14 protein-coding genes are annotated in these 13,361 nt (G+C 69.8%); 5 read left to right on the top strand and 9 right to left on the bottom strand.

What is annotated here, in order from left to right; all coding sequences use genetic code 11:
- Positions 1 to 22: 22 nt before the first annotated feature.
- Positions 23 to 838 (bottom strand): helix-turn-helix domain-containing protein, encoded by an 816-nt coding sequence (locus tag AB0H56_RS26440; RefSeq protein ID WP_357168111.1) that lies wholly within the window; start codon positions 836 to 838, stop codon positions 23 to 25.
- A gap of 65 nt (positions 839 to 903) precedes the next feature.
- On the opposite strand from AB0H56_RS26440, the gene AB0H56_RS26435 reads away from it, so the two are divergent.
- A complete protein-coding gene (locus AB0H56_RS26435; protein WP_357168109.1) occupies positions 904 to 1,371 on the top strand; it encodes a VOC family protein in 468 nt (155 codons plus the stop codon).
- Between the two features lie 65 nt (positions 1,372 to 1,436).
- Here AB0H56_RS26435 and uvrB read toward each other — a convergent pair whose 3' ends face one another.
- Positions 1,437 to 3,617, bottom strand: a complete 2,181-nt coding sequence (gene uvrB / locus AB0H56_RS26430) for an excinuclease ABC subunit UvrB (RefSeq protein ID WP_357168107.1) — start codon at positions 3,615 to 3,617, stop codon at positions 1,437 to 1,439.
- A 394-nt stretch (positions 3,618 to 4,011) separates the two neighbouring features.
- On the opposite strand from uvrB, the gene AB0H56_RS26425 reads away from it, so the two are divergent.
- Positions 4,012 to 4,629 (top strand): DUF402 domain-containing protein, encoded by a 618-nt coding sequence (locus AB0H56_RS26425; RefSeq protein ID WP_357168105.1) that lies wholly within the window; start codon positions 4,012 to 4,014, stop codon positions 4,627 to 4,629.
- Positions 4,630 to 4,673: 44 nt separating this feature from the next.
- Positions 4,674 to 5,198 carry a DUF402 domain-containing protein gene (locus tag AB0H56_RS26420; protein WP_357168103.1) on the top strand — a complete coding sequence of 175 codons (525 nt, stop codon included), beginning with the start codon at positions 4,674 to 4,676 and terminating at the stop codon, positions 5,196 to 5,198.
- A 64-nt stretch (positions 5,199 to 5,262) separates the two neighbouring features.
- On the opposite strand, the gene AB0H56_RS26415 is transcribed toward AB0H56_RS26420, so the two are convergent.
- Both AB0H56_RS26415 and coaE read right to left on the bottom strand, forming a co-directional pair.
- Complete coding sequence (locus tag AB0H56_RS26415; protein ID WP_357168101.1) at positions 5,263 to 5,694, bottom strand: hypothetical protein; 432 nt, start codon at positions 5,692 to 5,694, stop codon at positions 5,263 to 5,265.
- Between the two features lie 119 nt (positions 5,695 to 5,813).
- Positions 5,814 to 7,019, bottom strand: a complete 1,206-nt coding sequence (gene coaE, locus AB0H56_RS26410) for a dephospho-CoA kinase (protein WP_357168099.1) — start codon at positions 7,017 to 7,019, stop codon at positions 5,814 to 5,816.
- 152 nt (positions 7,020 to 7,171) lie between these two features.
- Between coaE and AB0H56_RS26405 the strand changes: the two genes are divergently transcribed.
- The gene (locus AB0H56_RS26405; RefSeq protein ID WP_110040548.1) at positions 7,172 to 7,384 is read left to right on the top strand and encodes a hypothetical protein; all 213 of its coding nucleotides are present in this window, start codon (positions 7,172 to 7,174) and stop codon (positions 7,382 to 7,384) included.
- Between the two features lie 149 nt (positions 7,385 to 7,533).
- Here AB0H56_RS26405 and rpsA read toward each other — a convergent pair whose 3' ends face one another.
- Positions 7,534 to 9,003 (bottom strand): 30S ribosomal protein S1, encoded by a 1,470-nt coding sequence (rpsA, locus tag AB0H56_RS26400; protein WP_232997905.1) that lies wholly within the window; start codon positions 9,001 to 9,003, stop codon positions 7,534 to 7,536.
- A 285-nt stretch (positions 9,004 to 9,288) separates the two neighbouring features.
- Here rpsA and AB0H56_RS26395 point away from each other — a divergent pair, with 285 nt between their 5' ends.
- Positions 9,289 to 10,140 (top strand): class I SAM-dependent methyltransferase, encoded by an 852-nt coding sequence (locus tag AB0H56_RS26395; protein WP_357168096.1) that lies wholly within the window; start codon positions 9,289 to 9,291, stop codon positions 10,138 to 10,140.
- On the opposite strand, the gene AB0H56_RS26390 is transcribed toward AB0H56_RS26395, so the two are convergent.
- From AB0H56_RS26390 to AB0H56_RS26375, 4 genes are all read right to left on the bottom strand, one after another.
- On the bottom strand, positions 10,137 to 10,718 hold the full coding sequence (locus AB0H56_RS26390; protein WP_357168094.1) for a hypothetical protein: 582 nt from the start codon (positions 10,716 to 10,718) through the stop codon (positions 10,137 to 10,139). The two genes, AB0H56_RS26395 and AB0H56_RS26390, sit on opposite strands and share 4 nt — an antisense overlap.
- Before the next feature lie 141 nt (positions 10,719 to 10,859).
- The gene (locus AB0H56_RS26385) at positions 10,860 to 11,030 is read right to left on the bottom strand and encodes a toxin-antitoxin system HicB family antitoxin (protein WP_357168092.1); all 171 of its coding nucleotides are present in this window, start codon (positions 11,028 to 11,030) and stop codon (positions 10,860 to 10,862) included.
- A gap of 6 nt (positions 11,031 to 11,036) precedes the next feature.
- Positions 11,037 to 11,924 carry an SPFH domain-containing protein gene (locus AB0H56_RS26380; RefSeq protein WP_357168090.1) on the bottom strand — a complete coding sequence of 296 codons (888 nt, stop codon included), beginning with the start codon at positions 11,922 to 11,924 and terminating at the stop codon, positions 11,037 to 11,039.
- A 79-nt stretch (positions 11,925 to 12,003) separates the two neighbouring features.
- Positions 12,004 to 13,359: an FAD-binding oxidoreductase gene (locus AB0H56_RS26375; protein WP_357168088.1), complete on the bottom strand. Its 1,356-nt coding sequence runs from the start codon at positions 13,357 to 13,359 to the stop codon at positions 12,004 to 12,006.
- Between the last annotated feature and the right edge of the window lie 2 nt (positions 13,360 to 13,361).

Genomic DNA, 13,361 nt, shown 5'->3' with positions numbered 1-13,361 from the left:
TCCATCACACCGACGCATCGTCCTACCGTGCGGCGGAGCGCGCGTATTCGGTCGGCGTCATCCCGATCTCGGCGGTGAACTCCCGGCTGAAATGCGCCTGATCGAAATAGCCGAGCCGGGCGGCGAGTTCCGCGAGATCGACGCGCTCGCCCCGCGCGAGCAGATCGGCCGCGTCCTGCAGACGAAACCGGCACAGCACCCACTTCGGTCCGGCGCCGACATAGCGGCGGAACAATCGTTGCAGGCTGCGCACCGGAACGGCGAACCGCTCGGTCACCTGGTCGACGCGGGTGAGCTCGGGGTCCGCGGCCATCGCCGCCACGATCCGCGACACCTGCGCGAACCGTGGATCCTCGCCACGCCCGCGACCGGTGAAGAACTCCTCGACGATCGCGCGCCTGCGCAGGTCGCTCGGCTCCGCGAGGACTCGTTCGGCCAGCCCGTCCGCCTCGGGCAGGACATCGGTGAGCGGGGCCGAATCATCGCGCAGCACACCGACATCCGTGCCGGTGAACGCGCCGAAGCCGCCGGGCCGGAACCGGAGACCGAAGGTCTCGCCCTCCCCCGCGAGCTCACGCACGTACTTCGTCGTGCACACGCCGTTGACGAACCCACCGGTGCGGGTGTGCGTGCGCTCGAAGGTCACGTTGACGCACGGGAACGACAGCACCTCGGCGCGGTAGGCGGGCCTACCGCGCAGATCCCAGCGCACGACCCAGTACCGGTCGGCGAACTCCGACAGCCCGGGGCCCACCGCGAGCCGGTCCAGCGATCGGTGCCTGGCCTGCTCACCCGGGTGCAGGATGCCCTTCATGTCACCGGGTTCCGGCACGGTCACCGCGGTCATCCGATCTGTCGCGTTCTTACAAGACCCCGACCGCGGCGCCGACGAAGATCGAATCCATGACCAACCCCGTCGCGCCCATCCCGGAGGGCTACCACTCCATCAGCTGCTTCCTCGCCGTGCCGGACGGCAACGCCGCCATCGACTTCTATACCGAGGTCTTCGGCGCGAAGCTGCTCAGCCGGGCCGATCGGCCCGACGGCCAGCCCGCGCACGCCGAACTGCTGATCGGCGATTCGACCATCCAGCTCGGAATGCCCATCCCCGAGAACAACGTGCTCGCGCCCGGGGACTGGGTGCACACCTCGATCGTGCACTACTGCCCCGATGTCGACGCCGTCGTCGCCCGGGCGATCGCGCAGGGCGCCCGCAGCGCCGAGGAGCCGCAGACCTTCGTCAACGGCGAGCGCTTCGGCGTGGTCATCGACCCGTTCGGCCACCGCTGGGCGGTGCTCACCCGGCTCGAGGAGATCTCGCGCGAGGAAGCCGACCGCAGGATCGCCGCCTGGATGGCCGAGCAGGGCTAGCCGCCGGGTTCGCGGCCGTCGGCGCCGAGCCGACGGCCGTCCCACGGTCCCCGGTACCCGCATCCCTAGCTCAGACCCGCGGCGTCCATGCCGCGTAGTTCCTTCTTCAGGTCGGCGATCTCGTCGCGCAGACGGCCCGCGAGCTCGAACTGGAGCTCGCGCGCCGCGTTCATCATCTGCTCGGTGAGCGAGGCGACCAGGTCGGCCAGCTCGGCGCGCGGCATCGACTTCACATCGCGTTCGGCGTAGATGCCCGCGCTCACCGCGCGGCCCGGCTCGCCCTGGGCGCGCCTGCCGCGGCTGACGTTGCGGCCGGAACCGCCGACGGCCACCTCGTCGTCGGCCTCCTGATACACCTGGTCGAGGATGTCGGCGATCTTCTTGCGCAGCGGCTGCGGGTCGATGCCATTGGCCTCGTTGTAGGCGATCTGCTTGGCCCGGCGCCGGTCGGTCTCGTCGATCGCGTGCCGCATCGAGTCGGTGATCTTGTCGGCGTACATGTGCACTTCGCCGGAGACGTTGCGCGCCGCACGGCCGATGGTCTGGATGAGGCTGGTGCTCGAGCGCAGGAACCCCTCCTTGTCGGCGTCGAGAATCGCCACCAGCGACACCTCGGGCAGGTCGAGACCCTCGCGCAGCAGGTTGATGCCGACCAGCACGTCGTATTCGCCCAGCCGCAGCTGCCGCAGCAGCTCGACGCGGCGCAGGGTGTCGATCTCGGAGTGCAGGTACCGCACCCGCACGCCGAGCCCCAGCAGATAGTCGGTGAGGTCCTCGGCCATCTTCTTGGTCAGGGTGGTGACCAGGACGCGCTCGTCGCGCTCGGTGCGCCCGCGGATCTCGTGCACCAGGTCGTCGATCTGGCCCTTGGTCGGCTTCACCACGACCTGTGGATCGACCAGGCCGGTCGGGCGGATCACCTGCTCGACGACCTCGCCGCCGACCTGACCGAGCTCGTACGGGCCGGGCGTCGCGGACAGATACACCGCCTGGCCGATCCGATCGGCGAACTCCTCCCAGGTCAGCGGGCGGTTGTCGACCGCGGACGGCAACCGGAACCCGAACTCGACCAGGTTGCGTTTGCGGGACATGTCCCCTTCGAACATGCCGCCGATCTGCGGCACGGTGACGTGCGATTCGTCGACGACGAGCAGGAAGTCGTCGGGGAAGTAGTCCAGCAGCGTCGCCGGCGCCGATCCCGCGGGGCGGCCGTCGATGTGGCGCGAATAGTTCTCGATGCCGGAGCAGAACCCGACCTGCCGGATCATCTCCAGGTCGTATTCGGTGCGCATGCGCAGCCGCTGGGCCTCGAGCAGCTTGCCCTGCTTCTCCAGCTCCGCGAGCCGCGTGGCCAGCTCGGCCTCGATGTCGGCGACCGCGCGCTCCATCCGCTCCGGACCCGCCACGTAATGGGTGGCCGGGAAGATGCGCAGCGAGTCGACCTGGCGCACGACGTCACCGGTGAGCGGGTGCAGGTAGTAGAGCGCCTCGATCTCGTCACCGAAGAACTCGATGCGGACCGCGAGCTCCTCGTAGGACGGGATGATCTCCACGGTGTCGCCCCTGACCCGGAACGAGCCGCGGGTGAACGCCATGTCGTTGCGGGTGTACTGCACGTCGACGAGCAGGCGCAGCAGCGCGTCGCGGTCGATCTCGGTGCCGACCTCGAGCTGGACCGAACGGTCCAGGTAGGACTGCGGGGTGCCGAGGCCGTAGATGCACGACACCGACGCCACCACGACCACGTCGCGGCGCGAGAGCAGGCTCGAGGTCGCCGAGTGCCGGAGCCGCTCGACGTCGTCGTTGATCGAGCTGTCCTTCTCGATGTAGGTGTCGGTCTGGGCGATGTAGGCCTCGGGCTGATAGTAGTCGTAGTACGAGACGAAGTACTCGACCGCGTTGTGCGGCAACATCTCCCGCAACTCGTTGGCCAGCTGGGCGGCCAGGGTCTTGTTCGGCGCCATCACCAGCGTCGGCCGCTGCAGCTTCTCGATCAGCCACGCCGTGGTCGCCGACTTACCGGTACCGGTGGCGCCGAGCAGGACGACGTCCTTCTCCCCCGCGGTGATCCGCCGCTCGAGCTCGGCGATGGCGGCGGGCTGGTCGCCTGCGGGCTTGTGCTCGCTGACCACCTCGAACTTCCCGCCCGCACGCTCGATGGTGCCGACGGGGCGATGCTCGGAATGGGCGAGGGGATGCCCCCGGTCCTCATACCCTTCCGCCGGGATCTCGGTTGCGAATGCCATGACTACCAGGTTAGGCGCGACCACCGACAAGTCGCGACGAGCAGCGCCGCCGCGGCGACACGCCAGCCCGCCACGCCGCCGGTCCGCGCGCGCTCCGGTGTCGTCCCGATGAATTTCCGCTCATCGCGCCGGATGGGTCGCGGAGCGCGGCGAGCGCGGTCCGACGGCTCGCAGCATCGTGGCGATCCGGTCCCGCCGCGCCGATCGCCAGGTCCGGGCACCTCGCGACCGGAACGCGCCGCGTTCGGGCAACCTTCCGGCGTCGCGCGGCTGTGTCCGAAAGATCCCATGTCGCAAGACCATTCATACCAAGGGGGCAGCGCGGACCCCGTGCGGGCGCACCGATCCGGCGTACCCTTGGTCTGATCATCGGCACGTGGTGAAGGACAAGGCCATGAGCGCACTGCTTCCCCTGCTCGTCGCGGCTCCGGCGGTCACCGGATTCGCGGGATACTTCGCGCGCGAGATCCGCGGCCCGCAGCCGCGGGCCGTCGCGGCGCCCACCGCCGCGCCGCCGGGCAGGCCCAGGGTGGAGTTCTTCGACGTGGCCGAACTCACCAGCACCGACACCAGGGGCTTCATCCGGCCCGTCGACCGGTACGAGGTCCAGCCGTGGGGGCTCTACCTCGCCCGCACGGTCGGCCCGCGGGCCCGCTACGAGGAGTGCTGGCTGCTGCCCGAACCAGGTGTCCGCGCGACCGTCGCGCACGACAGCCCAGGTCATCACCGCAGCCACGACTATGTGCTCGACATCGTCGAGGTCGAGCGGATCGGGCCCAAACGCTGGCGGGCCACCGACTACTTCCTCGACGTCGCGGTGCGGCGCGGCCGCTCGGCGACGCTGCTCGGCACCGGCGAACTGCTGGCCGCCCACGCCGCGGGCCAGGTCGACACCGCCTCGGCCGACCGGGCGTTCGAACGGGCCGCCACGGTGCTCGACGGGCTGGCCGCGCACGATCACGACGTCGAACGGTGGCTGCGCGCCGGGAACATCGCACTCACCTGGATGTGACGCGACCGGGCGCGCACGCCTCGTCGCCGGTAGATTTCCCGGTCATGACGCAGGCATCCACCGTGCACGTGCATCCGCCCAAGATCGAGTACTTCGATATCGCGGCGCGGACGAACACCGACCCCAAGGGATTCGTCCGCCCGGTGGAGGTCTATCGCGAGGAGCCGTGGGGTCTGTACATGGCCCGCCACTCCGATCACGCGAACTTCCACTACCTCGAGTCGTGGGTGCTGCCCGAGCTGTCGCTGCGGGCGACGAAATTCCAGTACAACCCGGGCGTGGACCAGTGGCAGGACGTCTACGTCGACGTCGGCGCGTTCACCAGGGAGTCGGCCACGCTGTACAAGTCCGTCGACCACTATCTGGACCTGCTGGTGCGCACGGGCCGCGAGGTCGAACTCGTCGATGTGGACGAACTCCTGGCCGCGCACGCCGACGGGCTGCTCGACACGGCGGCCTGCCAGGCCGCCGTCCAGCACGCGACCGCCGCGATCGACGGCATGGCCGCCCACGGACACTCACTCGAGGCCTGGCTGGCCGGCCGTGGCATGACCATCACCTGGCGCTGAGACGAACAGACCGCCCGGACCCGCGATCGGGTCCGGGCGGTCGTCGTTCCGCCGGGCGGCCGGGTCAGCCCGCCGACAGGCTCGGGAACAGATCCGCCAGCCCGCCGCCGCAGCCCAGGCTGCCGGTCGCGGAGGACTCGCCCACTGTCACCGTGATCGAGTCGCTGATCAGCAGCTGACGGGCCTCGAGCTTGTGCTGGCCCGCGGTGGTCGGCTTCCAGGTGATGCTCACGGTGCCCGACAGCAGCGACGGCGAGACCGGGCTGCCCGGGATGTCGACCCCGTTGTCGGTGAACTTCACCGAGGTGAGCCGGTCGACCTCGACGCTGGCGGTCAGCTTGTAACTGCAGCCCACCTTGTGGTCGGTGCCGGCCACACCGAGGTTGCCGACCCAGGCCGAGGCCTGCGGGGCGGCCAGCACGACGCTGGCGGCGACGGCACCGAAGGCAGTGAGTCCGAAGCCCGCACGGCCGAGCTGACGGTGATGTGATGTCATACGCGCTACAACTTCCCTGTGAATCGAGTCACCCCTTGGTGACCCGCCACAATGTACACAGCGCGTGACCTCGATCGACGGGTTTCCGAAACATTGATGTTTAACAGTTGCGGGGCTGGTTACGCGCGGGCGCGAGCCCACGCGGTGACAGCTGGATACACCGCGTCGAACCAGGGCTCCTTCACCGCGTAGTACGCCTCCGCCGCCGCCTCGCCCGCTTTGTCCGCGGCCGCCTGTTCGGCCTCGCGCTTGACGGCCAGGTAGTCCCGGCGCGCGGACTCCTCGGCCCGCAACCAGTCACGCAGGTCGAGCGCGAAGCGCTGGCCCGGCGAATCCTGAACGCGCAGATGGATGTTCGCCGGACGCGCGGGGTCGGCATTGCCGTGCAGGCGCTTGCCCCACCGGCCGACATCGGCGCCCGCCGGGTCACCGGGCGTCGGCTTCGGATTGTCGTGGGTCACCTGCGGCGCGAGCGGGAAGCCCGCGGCCGCCAGCGCTCCGGCCAGCGACTCGGCCGTGGTCAGGTCCGCCACCGTCACCTGGACGTCGATGACGTCCTTGGCGGGCAGCCCCGGCACCGCCGTCGACCCGACATGGTCGATGCGCACCGCCGACGCGCCGCACACCAGGTGCAGCCGGGCGATGATCCGGCGCGCCTGCGCGGCCCATTCCGGATCCGCGGGCACCAGCCGGTAGTCGGTCCCGGCCCGCACTCCCTCGCGCTGATTGCGTTCGAACGGCACCAGCCGCCGCTCCCACAGCGCGCGCACCTGGGCCTCGACGATCTCGGGGGCGCCGTTGTTGTCCAGCCAGACATCGGCGACCGCGTGGCGCTGATCGTCGGTGGCCTGCGCGGCGATCCGCGTCCGCGCGTCGGCCTCGTCGATGCCACGGTGCTCCACCAGCCTGCGCAGCCGGGTCTCCACCTCGGCGCCGACCACGAGTACCAGTTGCATGAGCGGCGCGAGCCCGTTCTCCACCAGCAGCGGGATGTCTTGCACCACAATGGCGTCCGCGGGGGCCGCGCCGATCAGCTCGGTGGTGCGGGCGCCGACGAGCGGGTGGGTGATGGCGTTGAGCTTGCCCCGCGACTCGTCGTCGGCGAAGGCCACCGCGGCCAGGGCGGGCCGGTTCAGGCTGCCGTCGTCGGCGAGGATCTCCGCGCCGAAGGCCTCGACCAGCGCGGCCAGTCCCGGCGTCCCCGGTGCGACGACCTCGCGCGCGATCACGTCGGAGTCGATCAGGACCGCCCCGAGCTCGACCAGGGTCCGCGCCACTGTGGATTTACCCGCTCCCATGCCTCCGGTGAGGCCGATCCGCAACATGGGTCACAGTCTCGCAGAACCGGGGATCGCGCAAGAAACGGCATCAATCCGACACGCCAGGGGGCCAAAACGCAAAATCCGGGGTTCGGCGCGTCGCGTCGACTAACCTTCGCGCAGGCGAGAAGGCCAGCTCCAGCTACCGAAGGATGATCATGGGCACCACAGACCACCGGACGGCTCGCCACCGCCTGGGCATGCCCGGCGGTGTGCATTGCGTCGAATTCCCCGCTGTCGCGGCGACTCTCGCCGAATACCGCCGATCGTGGTTCACCGCCCTGATCTCCCCCGCCAGACACAGCTTCGCCGCGATGCGCAAACGCCCCAGCATGAGTTCGAACTACTGGGTGCCCGCCGCCGCGAGCTGATCGCGCGCAGACTCGAGCGGGCCCGGCGACTTCTCGCCGGGCCCGCTCCTTGTCGTGCGCCGGGTCGTGCCCACGGTGATCAGCCCCCGGAAAATGCCCGAAGGCCCCGGTCCGTGTGGACCGGGGCCTTCGGTACTGCTCTACCCGAATCAGGCGTTGCCGGAGAGCTTCTCCCGCAGAGCCGCGAGCTGCGCGTCGCTGGCGAGCGAACCGCCGGCGGACTCGGCCGGGCCGGAGGAGGCCTGCGAGCCGCTCTCGGAGGAGTAGTTGCCCGAGGTGGCACCGCCGTTGGCGGCCTCGGCGGCGGCGTCGGCGGCCATCTTCTCCATCTGCGCGGTGTGCATCTTGTGGCGACGCTCGGCCTCGGCGTAGCGGCCTTCCCACTCTTCCCGCTGCTTGTCGAAGCCCTCGAGCCATTCGTTGGTCTCGGGATCGAAGCCCTCGGGGAAGATGTAGTTGCCCGCGTCGTCGTAGCTGTCGGCCATGCCGTACTTCGACGGGTCGAACTCGGCGTGGTAGTCCTCGTTGGCCTGCTTCAGCGACAGCGAGATCCGGCGACGCTCCAGGTCGATGTCGATGACCTTGACCATCGCGTCGTCGCCGACGGCGACAACCTGGTCCGGGACCTCGACGTGGCGCTCGGCCAGCTCGGAGATGTGCACCAGGCCCTCGATGCCCTCTTCGACGCGCACGAACGCACCGAACGGAACCAGCTTGGTGACCTTGCCCGGCACGATCTGGCCGATCGCGTGGGTGCGGGCGAACTGACGCCACGGGTCTTCCTGGGTGGCCTTGAGCGAGAGGGAGACGCGCTCGCGGTCCAGGTCGACGTCGAGAACCTCGACGGTGACCTCGTTGCCGACCTCGACGACCTCGGACGGGTGGTCGATGTGCTTCCAGGACAGCTCGGAGACGTGCACCAGACCGTCGACGCCACCCAGGTCCACGAAGGCACCGAAGTTGACGATCGAGGAGACCACACCCTTGCGGACCTGGCCCTTCTGCAGCTGGTGCAGGAACTCGGAACGGACCTCGGACTGGGTCTGCTCGAGCCAGGCGCGACGCGACAGGACCACGTTGTTGCGGTTCTTGTCGAGCTCGATGATCTTGGCCTCGATCTCCTTGCCGACGTACGGCTGGAGGTCGCGGACACGACGCATCTCGACGAGCGAGGCGGGCAGGAAGCCGCGGAGACCGATGTCGAGGATCAGGCCGCCCTTGACGACCTCGATGACGGTGCCCTTGACGGCCTCGTCCTTCTCCTTGAGCTCCTCGATCGTGCCCCACGCGCGCTCGTACTGCGCCCGCTTCTTCGACAGGATCAGGCGGCCTTCCTTGTCCTCCTTGGTGAGAACCAGGGCCTCGACCTCATCGCCCACGGAAACGACCTCGTTGGGGTCGACATCGTGCTTGATGGAGAGTTCGCGGGAGGGGATGACGCCTTCGGTCTTGTAACCGATGTCGAGCAGGACCTCGTCACGATCGACCTTGACAATGGTTCCCTCGACGATGTCGCCATCGTTGAAGTACTTGATCGTGGCGTCGATGGCGGCGAGGAAGTCCTCGGCGGAGCCGATGTCGTTGACGGCTACCTGCGGCGAGGTGACGGTGGTGGGCATATGTGGATTTGCTCCGGACGGATTGTGGTCGGTTGCGGACATTGGAACTTTCGGTACGCTGCGAGATCACCGCGACGAGGCGACGAAGGATACCGGGTAAGTATCGCACGGACCGCCACACTTGCTGGTGATCGAACTCAGCACGGGCGACTCCGTCATCGGATACCGTACGCATTCAACCCCGGCGCACAGTGGTCCTCGAAAGACACTCGCGTGCCTCAGCGTACGGCACGTCGGCCGAGCCGGGCAAACCACCCCCCGCACCGCGCCGATACGCTGGCCGCCGTGTCCGATGACGAACGCCACGCGCAGGCCAACGCGCTGCTGGGAACCACCGCGACCGCCCGGACCAAGATCGGTTCCGCGGCCAGCGAGCGGGCGAGCAGACGCTGGTGGGACGCCGATGCCGACCAGTATCACCAGACCCATGCCGACTTCCTCGGCGTCGACTCCCCCGGCGGCGAGTTCGTGTGGTGTCCCGAGGGCCTGCACGAGGGCGACATGGCGTTCCTCGGGGAGCTGAGCGGGCGGACCGTGCTCGAGATCGGCTGCGGTTCGGCGCCGTGTTCGCGCTGGCTGGCCGGCCAGGGCGCCCGACCGGTCGGCCTCGACATCTCGATGGGGATGCTGGTGCGCGGCGTGGCGGCGATGGAGCGCGGCGGGCCGCGGGTGCCGCTGGTGCAGGCGGGCGCCGAGGCGCTGCCCTTCGCCGACGCCTCGTTCGACCTGGCCTGTTCGGCCTTCGGCGGCGTGCCCTTCGTCGCCGACTCCGCGCTGGTGATGCGCGAGGTCGCGCGGGTGCTGAAGCCGGGCGGGCGCTGGGTGTTCTCGGTGAACCACCCGATGCGCTGGATCTTCCCCGACGATCCGGGCCCGGGCGGGCTCACCGCGACGATCCCGTATTTCGACCGCACGCCCTACGTGGAGGTCGACGGCCACGGCGAACCCACCTATGTCGAGCACCATCGCACCATCGGCGATCGCGTCCGCGAGATCGTCGGCGCCGGGCTGACGCTGCTCGACATCGTCGAACCCGACTGGCCCGAGTGGCTCGACCGCGAGTGGGGGCAGTGGTCACCCCTGCGCGGGCAGATCTTCCCCGGCACCGCCATCTTCGTCACCGAGAAGCCGCGCTAGAACTCCGGCAACGCGGCGAAGCTCGGGTCGACCCGCACCTGAGGCACCGTGTCGGCGATCCAGCGGCGGGCCCGGGTGAGCGGATGGTCGGGGAACGTCTCGTCGTAGCGGATGTCGTCGGAGAGCGTGTACGGCAGGCGTCCGCGCAGGCCGGGCGCGTACGGATGCGGCGGGTACATCTCGGCAGGCCGCACCCGGCTGCCCACGACGGCCTCGCGCACCCCCGGCGCGCCCGTCTCGGGGCAGATGATCTGGAAGACGGCGCTGCACCGGTCGCGCGGCACCACGATCGACGCGGCGAACACGAGCCCGACCGGTGAGCCCGGCATCCGGGTCTTCTCCACCCGCAGCAGCGCGGGCAGGCTGTCGACCCACACCACGAACGCCTCGATCAGGCAGCCGGTCCTGGCGTGGTGCTCGGCGAGCCGCCTGCGCAGCCGCGACAGGTCGTGCAGCCGGGCGGGCAGGTCGGGCGTGCCGTGGACATAGGTCATCGCGACGACATCACGAGTGGCTGGATCCCCCCAGGTCGTGCTGTCCAACTGCTGCATTCCACGGATGTCGAATGAGATGGGCACCGCAACAACCTACCGGCGCGACCGAGTTCAGTTGTCCCCGTGCGCCGTAGGGCGCGTCGCTCGAGCCGGACCGCGCTGTCCGGCCAGGTCGGCCGCCCGCGATTGATGACGAGTCACGACGAACCTGCGCCGCCGGCCGCCTCAGTCGCGCTTGGGTTTTCGGCCCGCCTGGTCCAAGGCCAGGCGCAGGGCGTATTCGATCTGGGAGTTGACGCTGCGCAGGTCGTCGGCCGCCCACTTGGCGATGGCCTCGTGGACGGCCGGGTCGAGCCGCAGCAGGATCTTCTTGGGTTCCTTCTTCGGCGCGGTCATCGGACCTCAGGCGTAGAGCGATCCGGTGTTCACCACCGGCTGGGTGGCGCGATCGCCGCAGAGCACCACGAGCAGGTTCGAGACCATGGCGGCCTTGCGCTCCTCGTCCAGCTCCACGGTGCCCGCCTCGGCGAGGCGATCCAGGGCCAGCCCGACCATGCCGACGGCACCCTCGACGATCTTGACCCTGGCCGCGACCACCTGGGCGGCCTGCTGGCGCACCAGCATCGCCTGCGCGATCTCGGGGGCGTAGGCGAGGTGGGTGATCCTGGCCTCGATGACCTCGATACCCGCGGTGAGGGTGCGCTCGCGCAGCTCGACGGTGAGTTCCTCGGCCACCTCGGCGCCGTCGCGCAGGCTGGTGCGGTCGTCGTCGTGCGCGTCGTAGGGGTGGGTGGTGGCGAGGTGGCGCACCGCCGCCTCGGACTGGGTCTCGACGTACTCCTCGTAGTCGTCGACCGCGAAGGCCGCCTTGAAGCTGTCGACCACCTTGTAGACGACGACCGCGGCGATCTCGACCGGGTTGCCGTCGGCGTCGTTGACCTTCAGCTTCTGGGTCTCGAAGTTGCGCACCCGCAACGAGATCGACTTGCGGTCGGTGAGCGGGACCACCGAGAAGAACCCGGGCTCGGAGACCGAGCCGATGTAGCGCCCGAAGAAGGTGATCACCTTGGCCTCGTTGGGGTTGACGATGATCAGCCCCGTGGCGAGCAACGCCACCACGACGACGGCGACCACCGCGGCCACCGCGCCCGCCCAGGCGAGCGCGCCGCCGTCGTGCTTGGCGGCCGAGACGAACGCCAGCACGGCGGCGCCGCCGAACAACAGGGTGAACACCAGCCACCCCAGCAAGACGACGAATCCATTGACGCGGGCAGCGGACCGCAGCTCCATGACATCCTCCCGATATCTGAGTGATATCACCAAGATAGTAGAAATCGGGCGATTCGACAAGGCGGACCGACGAAACCGCCTAGGCCGGAGCGATATTGCGGTTGAGGCGGAACATGTTGCGCGGATCGTGGACCGCCTTCGCGGCCGCCAGGCGCGCATAGGTCTCGGGTGCGTAACCCGCGGCGGTCTGCTCCGGTCCCGCGGCGGCCCCGGCACCGTAGAGGAAGTTGAGACTGTGGCCGATCGTCCAGGGCGCCAGCGCCTCCCGGACCGCGGCCAGCCCGGCGGGGGCGGCGGCACCCTCGGCACCGGTGATGACGCGCACGAGGTAGGCGGCGCCGCGGTGGTCGATCGTGGCCGCGCCGTCCCCGGCCAGCGCGCCCCCGAGGTGCCGGATGTCGACGACCGCGTCGACCGGGCCGCCGGGCGCGGTCAGCGCGCGCAGTGCCGCGAGGCCCTCCGGGCTCAGCTCCGACAGCAGGGCGTTGGTGGCGGCGTAGGCGTGCGGGAAGTCGGGATCGCTGTGGATGGTGTGCGACTCGGTGTAGGGCATCGTCCGCAGGTCGTCGCGCAGCCGCTCACCCACGGCACGCAGCGGGGCGACGAGGCGTTCCCCCTCGGCCGCGGAGCCGGTGAACGCGATGCGGATCGAGGCGATGTGCCTGCCGCGCAACGGTTCCGGGACCGGCGGGATGTCCGGGTAGGTGAGCACCGCGACCGTGGAGGTGAGGGTGTCGGGCACCGTCTCGGTCCACTGCCGCCAGGTCCGCAGGACCGTGTCGACCAGCGGGGTGTCGAAGACCAGCTGCCCGCCGAACACCTCGGTGACCGGGACGAGGTCGAGTTCGAGACCGGTCACCACCCCGAAGTTGCCGCCGGAACCGAGGACCGGGCCGAACAGGTCGTCGCCGGGGGTGAGGGTGCGCACGCGCCCGTCGGCGGTGACGAGGTCGATCGAGCGCACATGGTCGGCGGCGTACCCGAATTCGCGCGCGAGCAGCCCGAGACCGCCGCCGAGCACGTAGCCGACGACGCCCACCGACGGCGAGGAGCCGTTGAGCGGCGCCAGCCCGTGCCGCGCCGCCGCTTCGACCAGGGCGCCCGCCCGGACGCCCGCGCCGACCCGAGCGGTGCGGGTGTGCGGATCGACGGTGATCGCGTCCATCCGGCCCGTGGTGATCAGCACCCCGCCGTCGGTGGCCACCGAGAGGCCGTGCCCGGTCGCCTGCACGGCGACCGGAAGCGCGTGACGGGCGGCGTACTCCACCGCGGCGCGCACGTCCTCGACATGGACGGCGCCGACGACGAGGGCGGGCCGATGGGCATAGGCGGTCTGGAAGCCCGCGATCTCGGCGGCGTAGCCGGGATCCTCCGGGGTGAAGACAGGTCCGGTGAACTGAGTCGAATCGGGTGCCGTGGTGGCGTTGTTCGTCATGT

Source organism: Nocardia sp. NPDC050717, from assembly GCF_040654275.1.
In the GTDB taxonomy this organism is placed as follows: domain Bacteria; phylum Actinomycetota; class Actinomycetes; order Mycobacteriales; family Mycobacteriaceae; genus Nocardia.
This window is presented reverse-complemented; position numbering and strand designations above follow the sequence as displayed.